The following is an 18,409-nucleotide window of genomic DNA, read 5'->3' on the forward strand; positions in this document are numbered from 1 at the left end:
GGAGTAATATATGTTTGTGAATCCAACCGAACTCAATACCCTGTCAATCACGGCATTGATGCTCATTCCTCTGATTGGTGTGCTCATCATTGCCCTGCAGGGCAAGTCGGAGAACACGAAGGCTCCCCACTTTATTGCGGCAGCAACCACCTTTACGGTATTCGTGCTCTCCCTCGTTATGGCTTTTGCCTACTGGCCCCATGCCGGTGGTGAAAACCAGTACCTGTTCCGCGATACCTGGAACTGGATCCCTTTCCTGAACACCAGCTATGACGTGGCGGTGGATGGGCTGTCCATGCCCATGGTGGTTCTGACCACGTTCCTGCTGTTCATCTGTGCTCTGGCATCGTGGAATATCGGTGACAAGCGGCCCAAGCTCTACTTCGCCCTCTTCCTGTTCCTGGAGACGGCTCTCATCGGGGTATTCACCTCCGTTGACATGCTGCTGTTCTTCATTTTCTGGGAGCTGGAGCTGATCCCCATGTACTTCCTGATCGGAATCTGGGGTGGCGCGCGCCGTGAGTATGCCTCCACCAAATTCATTCTCTACACCGTACTGGCTTCCGCGGGCATGTTTATCTCCCTGCTGGCCATCTACTTCTTTGTTGGAGCCTACAGCTTCGACTACGTGACTGTTTCCCAGAGTGGAATCCTGCGTGAACTGAGCATGTTTGTACAGGTACTCCTGTTTGCCGGTTTCTTCCTGTGCTTCGCCGTCAAGCTGCCGGTGGTGCCCCTGCACACCTGGTTGCCCGACGCTCACGTGGAAGCGCCCACTCCCGTTTCGGTTCTGCTGGCGGGTGTGCTGCTGAAGATGGGTGCCTACGGCCTGTTCCGCTTTAACTTCGGCCTCTTCCCCGAGGCAACCCAGTACCTGGCCACCACTCTGGCGGTGCTTGGTGTCATCAATATTGTGTATGGCGCCATGCTGGCCCTGGCCCAGACGGATATGAAGAAGGTTATCGCCTACAGTTCCGTTTCCCACATGGGCTTTATCCTCCTCGGTCTGGCCAGTCTCAACCACATGGCCTTTAACGGCGGTATTCTGCAGATGTTTGCCCACGGCACCATCACAGCCATGATGTTCCTCATGGTGGGCGTGGTTTACGACCGCACCCACACCCGAGACATCGCCAAACTGGGCGGCCTGGCGCAGCAGATGCCCATGGCTTCGGCCCTGTTCCTGATCACCTCTTTTGCCGCCGTGGGTGTGCCAGGCTTCAATGGCTTTATCGCTGAAGTTCTCACCTATGTGGGCGCCTTCCAGGCCTTCCCCGTGCTGACCATCATCGCCTGTCTGGGTGTGGTTCTGTCAGCAGCCTATATGCTGTGGCTGCAGGAGCGGGTCTTCTTTGGACCCCGCAAGGCAGTGTGGAATGGGCTCAGGGATATGAACGGTCTGGAGAAATTCAATATGTTCGCCTGTCTGTTTGTCGTCATGCTTACCGGTATCCTGCCATTCCTTATACTGGATATTATCAACCCGGCGACAGTTCAGCTCCTCGGGCTGTTAGGTTAGGAAGGGGGAAAACATGACGCACCAAGCGGATCTCATTATGATATTTCCCGAACTGCTGGTCATAGCAGCCATATTCATCGCCACGGTCGCTGACCTGTTCATCCGCAAGGAGAACAAACATGCGGTCGGCTACATGTGCATACTGGGCCTGATAGCGGCCCTGGCAGTTCTGATCGGCATCAAGGATTACGCAACCACGTTTACCTACTCGGGCATGTTTGAGCACACGGGCTACTCCTGGTGGTTCCGGGTCATGATGCTCTGTGGCGGTATTCTGACTCTCATGATGTCCTTTGTCTATGCGCGCGAGCGGCAGACCAAAGAGGGCGAATTCTACTACCTGATTGCCATTGCCACCCTGGGTGGCATGGTGCTGGCGGGTGCCGGAAACATGGTGACCGTGTTCCTGGGCCTGGAACTGCTGAGCATTACCTCTTACGTGCTGGTAGGCATGCAGCGGGAGAAGGCTTTCGCCGCCGAGGCTTCCTTTAAATACATGCTCTATGGAGCAGTCTCCTCAGCGGTCATGCTCTTCGGCTTTGCCATCATCTTCGGCCTGACCGGAACGCTCAATCTGGCGGAAGCTGGCGCGGTGCTTGGACAGGTGCTGCAGGGTGAGTCGAGCCCCGCTGCCACCATGGCCATGATCATGGTTCTGGGTGGTCTGGGCTACAAGCTGGCCGTAGTGCCTTTCCACCAGTGGTGTCCCGATGTGTACCAGGGCGCCTCATATCCCGTAACCGCATTTTTGTCCGTGGTTTCCAAGATTGCGGGCTTTGCCATCATCATCCGTCTCATTGACTATGTATTCATGGGCAATGGCCTGGATGCCCTGGCAGGACAATGGGCGGTGGCTTTTGCGGTCATCGCGGCTGCCAGTATGATTCTCGGGAACATGGCGGCGCTGGCGCAGACCAATGTCAAGCGCCTGCTGGCCTATTCCAGTATCTCCCACGCCGGTTATGTGCTGGTGGGCATCGTGGCCTTCATGGCCGTCAATGACACACCAGCCAATATCGCCTTCCTGGATGGCGCCACCTCTGCGGTGTTTTACCTCTTTGGCTATCTGTTCATGAATATTGGCGCTTTCGCTGGTCTGATGCACTTCAGCCGCATGGCGGGCAGTGCCGAGATCAGCGATATTGCCGGCCTGGCCAAACGCAGCCCGGCTGTGGCCTTTGTCACCGCCTCCTGCTTTGTAAGTCTGGCGGGCCTGCCGCCCTTCATTGGCTTCCTGGGGAAATTCTACCTCTTTGGGGCGGCGGTGCAGAGCGGGTATATCTGGCTGGCCCTGCTGGGTCTGCTCATGAGCATTGTCTCCCTGTTCTATTACGCCAAGGTTATCAAGGCACTGTACTTTGACGAGCAGACCGTGGAACTGAAGGAGACATCTCCTTCCGGTGCTGGCGTTACCAGTGCGCTGGGCTTCAGCTTTGCCGGTATCCTGTTGACCATGTTCCTGGCAGAGCCCATTATCAATGTCATCCGTTGGTCAATGGAGCGCCTCTAGGCATCTGTTCCCCTGATATTCCATGCTTCACAGCTCCCGGATACCCATGAGGGTTTCCGGGAGTTTTCTTTTTCCCGACAGTGAAATTCCCTTTGTGGTATTATTCACAAGAGTGAGCTGCGAAGGAGTGCGTCTGTCAGGGGATTTCTTCCTTGTGTGCTGCAATTGATGCAATTCAGAACAGGATCAGGAAACATCCTTTGCAATGTTTCATATGGAGTGTTATAGATGATATGTGACAAATGCTACGGAAATGGGAGGATATATGGGCTGGTTGCGGGGAATATCAATATCAAAACGACTGTACCTTGGATTCGGAGGGCTGTTTGTGTTTCTGATGCTGGCAGTGCTGCTCACCGCCCGCATCCAGACGCTGCAGATGAGCCATGCGGCTGAACAGCGCGAGCTGAATTCCCACTTCCAGGGCATCATGAACCAGATTGAAGCGCAGCGACAACTCTCGATTGTTCTCAGCGAAGCCGTGGCGGCAATGCCCCTGGCCCAGGAGATGTTTGTGCGGGAGGATCGTGAGGGCCTGGCAGAGCTTTTTTCAGTCGGTGAAGGAGCGTTCTGGTGTAGATGTCGCTCTGTATACCGTACGTGACGCAAAGGTGGAAACCTTTGCGTCCACTTTCCGCGATGCCGGTTCATTCTTCAGTGAGGAACAGGCCCGTCAGATTGCACGCAACGACCAGCAGGTGATGCTGCAAGGTGAGCTTGACGGGGTGCCGGTAAGCGTGCTGGGCCGGGCGGTTACCGATTTCTCCGGCAATCCCCTGGGTGTGCTGGAAATCGCGATGGATCGCAGTATCTATGAATCCTATATCGCCGGGTTTCGTGCGGCGCTTATCTCTATCAGCGTGATTGCGGTTATCGTTGGCACACTGGTAGCCTATGTCATCTCCCAGTCGGTGCTTACGGCGCTCAATCAAGTGCGCAGCGTGACGGAGAACCTGGCAGTGGGCGATGGAGACCTGACGGTGCGGCTGCCTGAACAGGGCTCCGATGAGCTGGCCTGCCTGAGCAATAATATCAATGTGTTCCTGGCGAAAACAGAAGGGATCATCACCAATGTCAGGGCTTCCACGGAAGGCGTTGCTTCATCCAGCGAGCAGCTCAGCAGTTCATCCAACGAGATGTCTGTGGGCATGAACATGCAGGCCCAGGCGATCACACAGATATCCACAGCGGTCAGCGAAATGGCTGAGACCGTCAATGTGGTTGCCCGCAATATGTCAGAGGTGCTGGGGAGCTCGCAGAATGCGCTGCAGGTTGCCCGGGCTGGTGGCGATACGGTAGGTCAGTCGGTGCAGGAGATGACTACCATTGCCAGCGAAGTGGATCGCACGGCACACTCTGCCCGCGAACTGGAAGAGAAGAGTCGCCGGGTGGAAGAGGTCATTCAGGTGATCAATGATATCGCCGATCAGACCAACCTGCTGGCTCTCAACGCCGCCATTGAGGCGGCCCGTGCCGGCGATGCCGGCAGAGGATTTGCCGTGGTGGCTGACGAGGTGCGCAAGCTGGCCGAGCGCAGCACCCAGTCGACAGGTGAAATCATCGGTATCGTCAAGACAATTCAGACCGGGGTGAACACGGTGACAAACGCCCTGGCCAAGGTGAACGAGAAGGTTCAGAACGGCGCACAGCTCTCGGAACAGACCAGTGGGGCTTTCGCCAGTATTCTGCGGGAGATGGACGCCCTGATGCACCTGATTGAAGATAATGTGGCCGCTATTGAGGAGATGTCCAAGACCACCGACCATATCAATGATGATATTCAGTCCATTTCGTCGGCTTCGGAAGAGACCGCCAAAGCTTCGGAGGAGGTTTCCTTTGCAGCAGGTGACCTGGCGCGGCTGGCAGCTGAGGTGCGGCAGCATATCAGCGCCTTCAGGACAGGCTCTTCTTCCGAGGAGGCAAACGATATCAAAAGGATAGCGCTCTATGACAACTCACGCAAGTAAACAGGAAATTCTGCTGGAGAGCGGAACGAACGAGCTTGAAATCATAGAGTTTCAGCTGCGGCGGCAGTTGCCCGATGGCAGTGAAAAGATAAGTTACTTTGGCATCAATGTCGCCAAGGTGCGGGAGATCATCAAGGTTCCCGAGACCACTGACTATCCCAATGCCCACCCCAGCGTCGTTGGTATTTTCAACCTGCGTGAGCGACTGATCCCCCTGCTGGATATCGCCCACTGGCTGAAGATTCCCGTCGCGTCTGATCTCAGTGAGAAACGGGTCATCGTGACCGAGTTCAACAAACAGTTCAGCAGCTTTCTGGTGGATGGAGTGACGCGGATATACCGGATTTCCTGGGGAAACGTAGAGTCGCCAAGCCAGTTCCTGGAGAGCCGCGACACCGATTGTGTGGTTGCTGTTATCCGTATGGAGGAGCGACTCATCATGATTCTGGATTTTGAAAAGATCTTTGCTGACATCAATCCGGCGCAGAGTATGGAGAGTTATGATATCTCCCTGGATCAGAAGGTGCTCCAGAGTGAGCAGATGGTCCAGCGTCGTGGTGACAAAACCGTACTGGCGGTGGATGACTCCGCCTTTATCCGAAAGCTGATCGAAAAAACCCTGATCACTGCAGGTTACCGGGTTATCAGCGCCAACGATGGCGCCGAAGCCTATGACATGCTGATGGAGTTTGAACAGATCGCCCACTCGGAAGGTGGGAACATTGGGGATCATGTCAGTCTGATTATCAGCGATGTGGAGATGCCGCGCATGGACGGTATGCATCTGGTAAAACGATTGCGTGAAAGAGAAATATATGTAAAACTACCAGTCATCATGTTCTCGTCAATTATGAGCGAGGAAAACCGTCGCAAGGCTCTGCTGGTAGGGGCCGATGACACGGTGACCAAACCGGAAATCGGTACACTGGTAGAGATGGTCGACAGGTATATTTTTGGCCCGTAAACCGCGGGCGAAAAGGAACACAGACGGTGCCGGTAATACGAACCAAGTATCTTGAAGTGGGAATGGTGGTCTCCGCCGATGTCTTTGATCAGAGCGGGCGGTTGCTGTTTTCGGCTGATACAGAGATTACCGAAAAGCATATCAAGGTTCTGAAGACCTGGGGGGTAACAGAAGTTGCCGTGTACGGCAGTGATCCCGACTCCGCCGATGAGCTCCTGGAGCATATAGACCCCGCCCGAATCGAGGCTGCGCGCAAACGTGTCGCGCAGCTTTTCCGCTATGCATCTTCCAGCGATGACCCCTGCACCGCTGAGCTGAAGCGCCTGGCGCAGCAGCGCATCCTCATGCGCGCTTCAGCGGGGGTGTGATCATGCAGATACAAAGCGCGGACGAACTTATCAGCGCCATGGGGCAGCTGCCATCGCTGCCCGAAATTGTCCACCGCCTGAATCGCTCCCTACAGGATCCGCGCTCCAACTTCAACGACTTCGCGAATATTATTGCTGAGGACAGCGCCCTTTCAGCCCACTTGCTGAAAGTGGCCAACAGTGCTCTCTACCAGTTTCCTGAGAAGATTGATACCATTTCGCGGGCGGTAACCCTCATCGGCACCAAACAGTTGCGTGAGCTGGTTATCGCCTCCAGCGTTACGCACCTCTTCAACGGGCTTCCCAATGACCTGGTGGATATGGAGCAGTTCTGGCGCCACAGTATTGGCTGTGGCATCGCGGCCAAAGTCATTGCGGGCTACTGTCGCCTCGGCAACACCGAGCGCTACTATCTGCTGGGCCTGCTGCACGATATTGGACGTCTGGTGCTCTACGGAGGCTACTCTGCGCTGGCGATCGAGGCTTTCCGGATAGGTGCAGAGGAGTCTCTGCCCCTCTACCAGGCGGAAGCGCGGGTGCTCGGCTTTGACCATTCCGCTATCAGTGCCGCCTTGCTGAAAAGCTGGAAACTGCCTGTCTCCATGCGTGATCCCGTCGCCCATCATCATGATCCCTCCCAGGCCCGCTACCACATGGAGGACGCCTATATCGTGCATCTTGCGGATGCCATTGCCCACGCCATGGAGCTCGGGCGAACCGGTGAGGCCTGTGTTCCGCCCCTTGACGCCAGCCTGTCGCAGAATCTGAATCTTGGTGTGGCCAAGCTGGAGCCAATTCTGCAGCAGGTTGATCGTGAATACGAGGATGCGGTGAGCATCTTCCTCCTCTCCTCAGCTGGCGGGTGAGCCTATGGCTACGAACATGCAGGCGCTGCAGGAACGGGTTGAGCTGCTGGAAGAGAATCTTCGCTGGTACGCCCACTCCCTGGGCATTCTCGCTTCCATGGGCGATATTCACACCAACACACGCGACCAGGCGAATCTCGATCAGATTCTGCGGCGGAGTCTCGAATACCTCAATCAGGTTTTTCACTTTACCCAGATGGGTTTCCTGCTGGTCAATGAAGATGACTCAAGCTTTGATCTGGTGCTCAGTCATCCGGCTTCGCGGAGCGCGGAGATTCAGCGGGCACTGGATATTATAATCGAAAATGGTGAATTTGCCTGGGCCATCAACCAGAATCGTCCCGTGGTCGTTGGGGAGAGTGACACTGCTGACAGCGCGCAGATTCTGCACGTGCTCACCACCCGCAATCGCGTTCGAGGTATGTTTTATGGCTTGCGACAGGGCTCCATGCATCGCACTTCGGTGGCTACCATGGAGCTGCTCTCCATAATTCTGACGAGTACCGCTTACGCCCTGGAGAGCGCTGAGCTGTACCGGCTGCTCTCCCAGGATAACGAAAGGCTTCAGAAACTGGTGGAAAAGCGCACGGCTGAGCTTGAACGTGCCAGGGATCAGGCCGAGGGAGCCAACCGTGCCAAAAGCCAGTTTCTGGCGAACATGAGCCATGAACTACGCACTCCTCTCAGCGGTATTATCGGCATGGTTGATCTCCTGCTGGATACCCGCCTTGACAACGAGCAGCAGGAGTACGCCAGGCTTGCTTCTGACTCGGCCCATGCCCTGCTGGCTCTTATCAACGATATCCTCGACTTTTCCAAAATAGAAGCCGGCAAACTGGAAATCGAAGAGGCCGAATTCTCCCTGGGCTCACTCACTGAAGGCGTGACCGAACTCTTTGCCCTGGCAGCCCAGAAAAAGGGCATTGTCCTGACTTCTTATGTGGATCCACAGCTTCCCGCCTATGTGCGAGGCGATGCTCTGCGCCTGCGTCAGGTGCTGGCCAATCTGCTCTCAAATGCGCTGAAATTTACGGAAAAGGGCAGTGTGCAGCTGCAGGTGAAGATTCTCGGTGATGGTGGCCAGGCGCCCCTGATTCGTTTCGAGGTCTGTGATACGGGTATTGGGGTTGATGCTGAGGTTGCCGAGCGACTTTTTCAGTCGTTTACGCAGGCCGATTCTTCCACCACACGCAAATATGGTGGCACCGGACTGGGGCTTGCCATCTGCCGCAACCTCGTTGAGTTGATGGGGGGGGAAATTGGTATTGAAAGTCGCCTTGGACAGGGGTCAACCTTCTGGTTTACGCTGCCTCTGCTGCCTGCCCTCAATCATGCTGAGCCGCAGTGGGCGTTGCCGGAGCGGCCTTTCCGCGTCCTGGTGATTGAGAAGAATGCCCAGTATCAGAACGTGCTGGGCGAGTACCTCAGGGCCTGGAAGATGGAATGCACCATCACTGCCACCCGCCAGCAGGCGCTGCAATCCCTTATCACCACGGGAAAGAGTCAACGGCCTTTTCACGTCGTTATTCTGAGCGCGCAGCTTGCCGGTGATGGTGCATGGATCTCGCAGATGCTCGCTTTGCACCGCCAGTGCCGTCTGGTGCTCCTGACGCCCTTTGGTGGCAGCAATGGCCTGCCTATGGGCCTTGACCCGAATATGGACACCTGCATCCTCTCCCATCCGATATCCTCCATAAAGCTGTGGCGTGCGTTGACCAGCAGTGTTCAGTCTGAGCCTGTGAGCGCCGTTTGCCCTGTGGTTCCTGAGGGGAAAGCTGTTACACAAGGTGACAGAGAACCTGGGGTCCGGGATGTTCTGCCGGTGCTCCTGGTGGAGGACAACCGGGTGAATCAGCTGGCAGTCCGAATGCAGCTGGAGAAGATGGGCTTTGAGGTGCACCTGGCGGCCCATGGCCGCGAGGCCCTGGAGAAACTCGAAAAAAACACCTATGCCCTTGTTCTTATGGACTGCCAGATGCCAGTGATGGATGGCTATGAGGCTACGCGGGCTATTCGGGCCAAAGAGTGCGGTACGGACAACCACCTGCCCATCATCGCTCTCACTGCCAATGCCATGGAGCAGGATCGGGAGAAATGCCTTGCTGCCGGCATGGATGGTCATCTTACCAAGCCGGTGCGCCCTGAGCTGCTGCAACCGGTCCTTGAACAGTTCGCCATAGCAGCGCGCCTGACTCCCCAGTATCAGCAGAATATCATGGATATGGATATGGTGATGAAGCGCCTTGGCGGTGATCGCGAAATGTTCGCGATCATTGCCCAGACCTTTATTGAAGAGTATCCTTACGTGCTGCAGGCTATTGCTCAGGCTGTCGCCGACAAGGAGAGCTTTGCGCTGCAGCAGCAGGCGCACCTCATGAAGGGGATGTTGGCAAACTTCTCTGCGCCGGTGGCCATTGAACTGTGTAATACCCTGGAGCGGGCCGCCCAGGGGCAGGCAGGGTGGCAGGATATCGAGCTGCTTTATATTCGCCTGGAAAGGGAGCTGACTCAGCTGTCAAAAGTCCTTGAGGCTACCGGAAAATGGGATCGCGCTGCCGGAGGGATCCCTGCGAAGTCGCAAGAGCCGGGCAGACAGTGAAAAAGCCGCACTGTCCCATGGAAAATGATGGCAACATATTGCGACAACATGTTATAAAATAAAAACCTTTGATGCAGGGGAGTGGCGCCGATATGGACGAAAAACTCAAAGAACTTGTGGTCCTTTATGTGGAGGACGAAGTTATTATAAAGAAGATCCTTGAGCGCTCACTGGCCCACAAGGTCAAGCAACTGTATATGGCTGGTGACGGACGTGAGGGACTGGAGTTATTCCGTCGGCATCGTCCGGATATTGTCGTGACGGATATCAATATGCCAGTGATGAACGGCCTGGAAATGATACGGCAGATCCGGGCCATTGACCCTGATGTTCCGATTATTGCCGCCACGGCTTTCAGCGAGGAGGACTACTTCTCTGAAGTGGTGGACATGGATGTGAATGCCTTTCTCATCAAGCCGGTGAATGTCTCTGATCTCCTGGAGAAGATCAGCGAGGTGCTGGCAGCTCCCGGGACTGAGGCGGAATCTGACCAGATGCTCGTCATCGGCCCCGATGACGAAGAGGAGTATGTCTTTCCGCTGATCTATCAGTTTCTGCGCAAGAAAGGTCATCTGGCCAAAAATATAACCAGCAGAAAACTGCTGCACTCCGAGGAACTCCTGGAGGAAGCGTTTCGCATTGTGCGTCAGCTGCAGGATGACGGGGAGATCCTTTTTCTGAACAGCGACCATTTGCCGGTGCTGGACACTCAGACCACCATAGCCCCGTGTAATCGCTCCATTGAAGGCACAGAGGCGTACCTGCGGGCTCAGTGTCAAAGCAAGACATCCGATTCTCCCTTGTGAAACTCCTCCTGCCGGAGGCAGGAGGCCGAATCCGTGATTGCGGAAGCGCCATAATCCACCCCCAAGGAACTGGTATTCATGAGCAAGATGATCATACTCGCCGTCGATGACTCAAAAACCATCCTGGCCCTGATGAAGCAGATGACCAAGAATATGGAGAACTGCCAGCTTGAAGGGTTCGTCAATTCCCGTGATGCCCTTGAATGGTGCCAGGACCAGCACATCGACCTGCTCATCGTCGACTACATGATGCCGGATCTTGATGGCATTACCTTCCTGCGTGAGTTTAAAAGCAACTCCCGTCATCGTCATGTTCCGGTACTCATGATCACCGCCAGCGAGGATCTGGACATTCGACACCGCTCCCTGGAGCATGGCGCCAATGATTTTCTCACGAAACCTCTGGATATGCTTGAGTTTACCACCAGGGTTCGCAATATGCTTTCGCTGCGTCGTTACCAGAAGGCCCTTGAGGAGAATATCAAACTCCTGCGACAAAGCGAGGAAAGGTGGCAGTTTGCCCTGGAGGGCAGTGGGGATGGCGTTTGGGACTGGGACACCCAAACGGACGCCATGTTCCTCTCAAAAAACCTGAAGGCCATGCTGGGCTACGCGGATCACGAACTCTCCAGCAACTACACTAGTTTTATGGATTTGCTGCATCCCGATGACCTGCCGTTGATCCAGTGGGAGGTACAGCTCCACCTCCAGGGCAAGACCCCGACCTTTGTCGTGGAAAAACGCATGCGCTGCAAGGATGGTAGTTACAAGTGGGTGCTGACCCGGGGGAAGATCATCGAATGGGCCACTGACGGCAAACCCTTGCGCGCGGTGGGAACCATGAGTGACATCAGCGAACGCAAGGATATGGAGAACTACCTGAAGGACTCCTCCGATCGCATGCGCAAGATTCTTGATGCGGTGGATGCGCTTATCGTCGTCACCCAGATGGAAGGTGATGAACAGATTCTCTTTGTCAATCACCACGCCCGAAAACTGTACGGTGACATTGAGGGACAGCCCTGGAGCTGTTTCAATCGGGATACAGCCCCGGCTCAACAGGCGCTGGTTGACCGACATGGGAACCCCAGTGGTGAAGTGGTCGCCTGGGAAGAATACGATGCGTCACTGGGGCGCTGGTTCCTGCGCCATGACCAGGGAATCCGCTGGGTTGATGGCAGTGTCGTGCGCATGCAGGTAGCCACCGATATCACGGAGCGTCACCAGATCATGGAAACGCTCCAGAAGAATGAAAAAAAGTACCGCGAACTTTTTGATAACATGAAAAGCGGCGTGGCCATCTACGATGTAGAAAGTGGCGGTGATGTCTTTGTCTTCAAAGATGTGAACAAGTCGGCAGAGAGCATTCTGTGTGCCCGCAAAGAGGATCTGATCGGTCGTAATCTGACCAAAGCACTGCCCGGTGTGGAGGATTTCGGTTTACTGACAGTGTTGCAGGACGTGTACCGCTCAGGCTCCCCACAGTACTTTCCCCCCGCGCACTATCATGATGACTCGCGGCAGGGGTACTTTGAGAACTTTGTCTATCGCCTGCCTTCCGGAGAAGTGGTCGCCATATTCGACGATGTCACCGAGGAAAAGCTGGCGGAGCAGGAGCTGCGCCTGGCTGCCAAGGTTTTTGAGAGCAGCATGGACGCCATTGTCATTACCGATCGCAATAACGCCATTGTCTCCGTGAACCAGGCTTTTACCACGATCACCGGCTACAGTCGTGAAGAAGTGATTGGCCACAACCCCAACCTTCTGAGCTCCGGCCGTCAGGATGAGGAATTTTACCACCAGATGTGGCAGTCACTGCTGCATCTGGGTCAGTGGAAGGGTGAGATATGGAACCGTCGGAAAAACGGTGAAATCTATCCCCAGTGGGTGAGTATAAGCACCGCCACGGATGCGGACAACGCCATTACCCATTATATTGCCATCTTCTCCGACATCAGCGAGCGTAAAGCCGCTGAAGAACGCATTCAGTACCTGGCCTGGCACGATCCGCTCACCGGTCTGCCCAATCGGGCCCTGCTGCAGGATCGTCTGGAGAGAGCCCTGGTGCTGGCTTGCCGTAATGAACACCAGCTGGCCGTACTTTTTGTGGATCTCGACCGTTTTAAAATCATCAATGATACCCTCGGGCACCATATGGGTGATCTGCTGCTGCAGGAGGTGGCAAAGCGTCTGTGTGCCTGCGTGCGACAGAGTGATACTGTCAGCCGCCAGGGGGGAGACGAGTTTGTGATACTCCTGCTGGATATCACGGGAGCCGATGCCGCTGCGATGGTGGCCAGCAAGATCGTGGAGGCCATCGCACGCCCCTTTACCATTGACGGGCACTGCCTGCACACGAGCCCCAGTGTCGGTATCAGCCTCTACCCCCATCATGGCAGGGACAAGGCATCTCTGTTGAAAAAAGCCGATGGTGCCATGTACAAGGCCAAGGACATGGGGCGCAATAATTTCCAGTTCGCCGATGATGACGAGAGTGAAGGCGAACAGCAGGAGTAACTGCAGTCCGCTGGATCTCGCCACCAGAGCCCGCCGCTAGAGTCGGTGTGCGGGTTCCTCGCCATGCCACTGCAGGCCGGGAATACTTCGCCAGATATCACTGCCTGTCACACCCGCTCCGGTGGTGAATCCTCCGGGAATCTCCTTTTCCAGCATATGCTTCACCACCGCCAGGCTGCCGTACACCGTCAGATCATAGCCTGCCAGCGCGGAAGACGGGGTATGGGTCATCCGTCCCTGTACCCCTTTGCCGGTGGTGTTTTCCAGCCGTATCCAAAAGGTGCTGCGTGCGCCTTCGTGGAAATGCACTGCGTATTGATGGCGGGCAGCCCTTTGCAGTAACCACTCGAGAATTTTCGGACGCAGCAGTGGCTGTACCAGGTTCAGGCACTTCATAGCCATGAGCTCCCAGCGGTGGACGGCCAGGTATGCCTCAACGTTTGGGATGCCGTGGCTGTGCGCTGCGCAGATGACGTCGCCCCAGGGAAAGATGACGCCCAGGGCTGGCCCATGGCGGAAGATGGGGCGTTGCAGGAGGCGCGAGGCCCAGGGTACCTGGCAAAGGTGTGAATCCTGGCGCAGGACAGGTCGGTTGCGCAGGCTTTCCAGGGCGGTAGCCACCGAGCCTGGCCCGACCATGATACCGTGCTTCATTCCCAGCAGCGCCCGCAGGATGCTCCCCAGCAGGGAGGCTTCGGGGTGGTCGCTGTACTGGATGGCGACGGTGAGTCTGCTGGCATCGGGAAGTCCGGGCAGCAGCATCCGGGTCATGCAGTCTGTGGGAAGAACAGCCAGCCCTGCTGCGCCCACCAGGGCCACTTGGGAGCTCTGTGCCTGCTGATGAAGTGCCTGAAGTGCTTCCAGCCCCTGAAGTTCTCCGCCAATATCCACATAGTGCGTTTTGCTGCGCACGCAGAGTTGGCCAAGGTGGGGAGCCGTATGGCTGAATGGGCCGGCGCAGTTCAGCACCAGGTCAATATCGGCCAGGGAGTGCGGCGCTTTTTCATCACCAAGGTCAAAGGCGCGCCAGGGAAGTTCCAGGTTGCGGGAGAGTGTCTGCACTGCCTTGGGGTTGCGGCCAGCCAGAATCGGCCGCAACCCGGCTGTGACTGCCTGGGCGGCGATGAGTCTGCCGGTAAAGCCGGTGGCGCCATAGATCATCCAGGTTCTTGCGGCGCCATGATTCTGGCTCAGAGCAGGCCCTTGTCTCTGGCGAGATTGGCAATGGAGCGATCATAGGTTCGCTCTGCAGCCGGGGAGAAAAAGCAGGCGGTCACCTGATTCTTTCCACGGTGGTAGGCGACGCACTCACAGCACCGACCGTGGCGTGGGCAGCCGGGATACGAGCAGGCACAATCCTTCGTGTTGGGTTTGCAGTCCATTTTTCACCTCCAGAGAAAAACTGTACCAATTTTTTTCGCGAAAGGCAGTAGATCATTTCGCCGCAGGGGAAGTATGGTAAGGTAACTGCGTTGTGGGGAGAATTACCCGCTGCTGGTGCGAAGGCGTGGGTTTGTGGTAGCATAGTGATCTTCATTTGCGTAAAGGGGATGGCCAGTGAGCAGGTTCGCGTCGTTTGCCTTGATTGCCAGTTTACTGTTGTGTTGCGTGCTTCCGGCTTCCGGGCAGCAGCCCGGGGAGCAGGTACTCCTGCTGGAGGAGCTTCCGCAGCTGCCGGATGTGGGCATATCAGTGCCGGAAAATGACTTTCTGGTAGCTCTGAAGTGGTATAGTCGTGGTGACTATGAGGCCGCCTGGCGCACCCTTGAACCCCTGGCCCAGGAAGGCGATGCCCGCAGTCAGTGGCTGCTGGCCACTCTGTATCAGCATGGCCTTGGGCTGGCTCCCAGTGCTCAGGATGCTGCCATATGGTATGAGCGGGCAGCTCAGCAGGGCGTTGCTGAAGCCCAGGAAGCCCTTGCCTTCCTCTATGCCACCGGATCCGGGTTGTCCCGCAATATTCCCCGGGCGTTTGAATGGTATGAGAAGGCGGCTCGCCAGGGAAACCCTCAGGCGCAGTTCGCCCTGGCTTTCCTGCTTGCCGCAACCCTGGAGAGCGACGATGTCAGCGAGGAGGTACACAGCTGGTATCGCCAAGCGGCTGAGCAGGGCCACCTCCTGGCCCAGTACAATCTGGCTACTTTGTATATCAATGAACCGCAGTGGCGTAATGAAACTGAGGCAGCCCGCTGGTATGAATCGGCTGCCCGCCAGGGCTACTGCCGTGCCCAGTATAACCTGGCACTGCTCTACAGTCAGGGGCTGGGGATCGAGCGGAGCGAAGAACGGGCCCTGTACTGGTATGAGCGGGCAGCTCAGCAGGGAGAGCCCGCCGCGATGAATAATCTTGGTGCCATATATGCCAATGGATTCTATGGTGTGGAGAAAGATCTGGTGAAGGCCTATGTCTACTTCCACCGCGCAGCCGCAGCAGCCCATGAGCGGGCAAGGATAAATCGCAATGCCCTGCTGGAACAGCTGGAGAGTGAGGCCCTGCTGGATGCGCAGAGAATTCTGCAGCAGCACGACCATGTCAGCTGCCGTTAATCCGTGCCCTTTATGTGGTGATGGTGCAGGGAAAGCGATGGTCTTTCAGACCCGCAAGGGACGAGCCTACTGGCGCTGCTTCCGCTGTGCGCTTATCTTCATGGACTCCGAACATCTGCCGGATCGCCAGACCGAACGCGGTGTCTATGAGAAGCATCAGAACCATCTGGGGCACGCCGGATATGTGAATTTTCTGCGCCGCATTCTCGATCCAGCCCTGGTGTACCTGCATCCCGGTATGCGCGGACTGGATTATGGCTGCGGTCCGGGTCCGACCCTTTCGCAGCTCCTGGAGTTCCACGGTATCAGCTGTGAGAATTATGACCCGCTCTTTTTCCCCAGCTGTCCTGCCGGCCCCTTCGACTTTATCTTTGCCACGGAGTGCTTTGAGCACTTTCACCGGCCCATGGAACAGTTGCAGCATCTGAGTTTATTGCTCAAGCCGGGAGGCTGGCTGTTTGTCATGACGCAGCTGTGGGATGAGTCCATCAATTTCACCGACTGGTACTACAAGTGTGACCCTACCCACGTCAGTTTCTATCATCGTCAGACCATAACCTACCTGTGTCGCGAGTATGGCCTGAGGCTGATCGAAGAACAGCAGCAGCGGGTGCTGCTGCTGCGCAAAAGGTAGCGAAGCAAAAAAGCCCCCTGAGCAGCTCAGGGGGCTTGGTGTCTTCAGGTGTAAGGGGTCAGCGCCCGTGATTGCGAAGCGTTGTCATCGGAAACGCGGAAGGCGGAGATGGTCTGTTGCACGTCGGACGCCAGGCGTGCCAGATCGGAAGAAGCCCGTGAAACTTCATCGGAAGCCCGCGCCGTTTGCTCCGACGCCACGGAAACACTCTGGATATCGTCGCTGATATGTTCCGAAGTGCGGGACATCTCTTCCATGGCGGTAACATTCTGGCTGATGTACTCCTGCAGCCCTTCGATGCCCTGCAGGATTTTGCTGAAGGCGTCCGAGGTGCGGCTGGAAAGCTCAGAGCCGTGCTGCACTCTGCGGTTGACTCCTTCCATGGCTTTGGTGACACCCTGGACGCCTTCCTGAATGCTGCCGACGATCTGGATAATTTCCCGGGTGGAGTCTGTGCTGCGTTCGGCCAGTTTGCGGACTTCGTCGGCCACGACGGCGAACCCTCTTCCGGCGTCACCGGCTCTGGCTGCCTCAATGGCGGCGTTGAGAGCCAGCAGGTTGGTCTGGTCGGCGATATCGTTGATGGCCTGAATGATTTCCTCGACGCGGCGGCTCTTCTCTTCCAGAGATTGGGCCATTTCCGTGGCCTGCTCGACCTCACCGGCAATGCTTTCCATCTCCCGCCGCGATTCAGATACCACCGCTCCGCCCTGTTGAGCAGCTTCATGGGAATTCTGAGAATACTGCTGCACTTCATTGATGGCCTGGGTAACGCTGCGGGCTGTCTCGTTCATCTCCCGGATAGCTGAGGCAATCTGGGAAACGCTCTCAGACTGGTTGACCATGCTGTGGGACATTTGTGTCGAAGCGCTGCTGAGTTCTTCGCTGGCGGAAGCAACCCCTTCAGAAGAGGCCCGTACATTGGCAATCGTATCGTGGAGCTTGGCGACAAATATATTGAACCAGTGGGCAACCTGACCGATTTCATCGCGTCCGCGCACTTCCAGGCGCGCGGTGAGGTCGCCATCTCCCTGGGCGATGTCCTGCAGGGCTTCCGCCGCGCGGACCAGTGGACGACTGATGGAGTGGGCGATGACGTAGATGACGATGGCGATGAACAGGAGCATGATAACCACTACGGCGATGATGGTGTTGAGTATGGCGTAGGAGGTTTCCATGAAATGACTGGAGGGGATGGAGACCGCAAAGCTCCAGCCAGGTGATGATGGCACCGGGGAGTAGATCAGGGTGCGCTCTATGCCATCGGGCTCCTGGTATGTCCCTCTGCCGGGATTCTGTCGCAGCATTCCGGCGGCAGCCTGCTCCAGGTTGCGAAAGCCCTTTTCTCCGGCGCTGTTTACCTTCAGGGCCAGGCGATATTCCGCATTCGGGTGGGCAAAGACCTGGCCGGTACCATCCACCAGCCACCCCTGGTTATGGGGAGCGATGGTGATATTGTCGGCAATGCGCGAAAGGGTCTGGGTATTGATGGAGGCAAAGATCAGCCCGGTCACATCACCTTCATAGTTGGTGACAGCGTGGGCTACGGCCACGATGACGTTGCCGGTGCTGCGGGCCAGAAAAGGGTTGGTCAGCAGGCGATCCTCAATGCGATCTCTGATGATGCGGGTGTAGTAGAAGCGGTCAGAGAGGTCGGTGACCGTTCCATTGTGATAGTAGCCCATGCCGTCTTTGTCCGTATAGAGCAGAACTTCGTATTCACTGCTCAGGGAGCGTCCGTAGTACTGCAGAAAGCTGGCGATTTCATCGGTGTTCCCTTCACGGAAGACTGGCATGCGCGCCAGGCTGCCAATCAGATTATGGTGCCCGTCAAGCCATTTGCCGATCTCCTGGGCTTTTGAGCTCACTACCTCGTGGGTCAGCTCCTGTTCAAGGGGCACAACCCTGCTGGTAACCTGGTAGACAACGACGACGGCCATGAGAATACACAGCGCAGCAATAGCAACACCAAACTGAATCATCATTTTGGCGGTCAGCTTCATTGACCGGAACATAACAACCTCGCACTATTTGTATCAATATTCTTGTGGTTCGGGAGAGGAAACCGCAATGGGCATGCTACCCATTTGACCTGGAAAAAAATCACCTTTT

General features: G+C 56.3%; 15 protein-coding genes. 12 read left to right on the forward strand and 3 right to left on the reverse strand.

Features of this window, described 5'->3' with window-relative positions; translation table 11 throughout:
- Positions 1-10: 10 nt before the first annotated feature.
- The 10 genes from SELIN_RS03105 (at position 11) to SELIN_RS13755 (ending at position 13,116) form a co-directional block, all read left to right on the forward strand.
- Entirely contained in the window at positions 11-1,519 is a 1,509-nt protein-coding gene (locus SELIN_RS03105; protein WP_013505251.1) for a complex I subunit 4 family protein, read from the forward strand.
- 13 nt (positions 1,520-1,532) lie between these two features.
- The gene (locus SELIN_RS03110) at positions 1,533-3,029 is read left to right on the forward strand and encodes an NADH-quinone oxidoreductase subunit N (RefSeq protein ID WP_013505252.1); all 1,497 of its coding nucleotides are present in this window, start codon (positions 1,533-1,535) and stop codon (positions 3,027-3,029) included.
- Between the two features lie 328 nt (positions 3,030-3,357).
- Positions 3,358-3,633: a hypothetical protein gene (locus SELIN_RS15060; protein WP_156788011.1), complete on the forward strand. Its 276-nt coding sequence runs from the start codon at positions 3,358-3,360 to the stop codon at positions 3,631-3,633.
- A gap of 7 nt (positions 3,634-3,640) precedes the next feature.
- A complete protein-coding gene (locus SELIN_RS03115) occupies positions 3,641-4,996 on the forward strand; it encodes a methyl-accepting chemotaxis protein (RefSeq protein ID WP_013505254.1) in 1,356 nt (451 codons plus the stop codon).
- A complete protein-coding gene (locus SELIN_RS03120) occupies positions 4,977-5,960 on the forward strand; it encodes a chemotaxis protein CheV (RefSeq protein WP_013505255.1) in 984 nt (327 codons plus the stop codon). Before SELIN_RS03115 ends, SELIN_RS03120 begins: the two co-directional genes overlap by 20 nt.
- Before the next feature lie 26 nt (positions 5,961-5,986).
- On the forward strand, positions 5,987-6,328 hold the full coding sequence (locus tag SELIN_RS03125) for a hypothetical protein (RefSeq protein ID WP_013505256.1): 342 nt from the start codon (positions 5,987-5,989) through the stop codon (positions 6,326-6,328).
- Between the two features lie 2 nt (positions 6,329-6,330).
- A complete protein-coding gene (locus SELIN_RS03130; RefSeq protein WP_013505257.1) occupies positions 6,331-7,194 on the forward strand; it encodes an HDOD domain-containing protein in 864 nt (287 codons plus the stop codon).
- Between the two features lie 4 nt (positions 7,195-7,198).
- Positions 7,199-9,793, forward strand: a complete 2,595-nt coding sequence (locus SELIN_RS03135; RefSeq protein WP_013505258.1) for a response regulator — start codon at positions 7,199-7,201, stop codon at positions 9,791-9,793.
- A 92-nt stretch (positions 9,794-9,885) separates the two neighbouring features.
- Positions 9,886-10,599 (forward strand): response regulator transcription factor, encoded by a 714-nt coding sequence (locus SELIN_RS03140; protein ID WP_013505259.1) that lies wholly within the window; start codon positions 9,886-9,888, stop codon positions 10,597-10,599.
- 78 nt (positions 10,600-10,677) lie between these two features.
- On the forward strand, positions 10,678-13,116 hold the full coding sequence (locus SELIN_RS13755; protein WP_013505260.1) for a PAS domain S-box protein: 2,439 nt from the start codon (positions 10,678-10,680) through the stop codon (positions 13,114-13,116).
- A gap of 36 nt (positions 13,117-13,152) precedes the next feature.
- On the opposite strand, the gene SELIN_RS03150 is transcribed toward SELIN_RS13755, so the two are convergent.
- Positions 13,153-14,277, reverse strand: coding sequence for a saccharopine dehydrogenase NADP-binding domain-containing protein (locus tag SELIN_RS03150; RefSeq protein ID WP_013505261.1), 1,125 nt, complete (start codon positions 14,275-14,277; stop codon positions 13,153-13,155).
- A 29-nt stretch (positions 14,278-14,306) separates the two neighbouring features.
- Positions 14,307-14,498: a DUF6485 family protein gene (locus SELIN_RS03155; RefSeq protein ID WP_013505262.1), complete on the reverse strand. Its 192-nt coding sequence runs from the start codon at positions 14,496-14,498 to the stop codon at positions 14,307-14,309.
- Between the two features lie 226 nt (positions 14,499-14,724).
- Between SELIN_RS03155 and SELIN_RS03160 the strand changes: the two genes are divergently transcribed.
- Positions 14,725-15,663 carry a tetratricopeptide repeat protein gene (locus tag SELIN_RS03160; protein WP_041725893.1) on the forward strand — a complete coding sequence of 313 codons (939 nt, stop codon included), beginning with the start codon at positions 14,725-14,727 and terminating at the stop codon, positions 15,661-15,663.
- 37 nt (positions 15,664-15,700) lie between these two features.
- Complete coding sequence (locus SELIN_RS03165) at positions 15,701-16,297, forward strand: class I SAM-dependent methyltransferase (protein ID WP_013505264.1); 597 nt, start codon at positions 15,701-15,703, stop codon at positions 16,295-16,297.
- A gap of 44 nt (positions 16,298-16,341) precedes the next feature.
- Here the strand turns inward: SELIN_RS03165 and SELIN_RS03170 are convergent, their stop codons facing one another.
- Positions 16,342-18,312 carry a methyl-accepting chemotaxis protein gene (locus SELIN_RS03170; protein WP_013505265.1) on the reverse strand — a complete coding sequence of 657 codons (1,971 nt, stop codon included), beginning with the start codon at positions 18,310-18,312 and terminating at the stop codon, positions 16,342-16,344.
- Positions 18,313-18,409: the final 97 nt, after the last annotated feature.

Source organism: Desulfurispirillum indicum S5, assembly GCF_000177635.2.
GTDB classification, from domain to species: Bacteria; Chrysiogenota; Chrysiogenetes; order Chrysiogenales; family Chrysiogenaceae; genus Desulfurispirillum; species Desulfurispirillum indicum.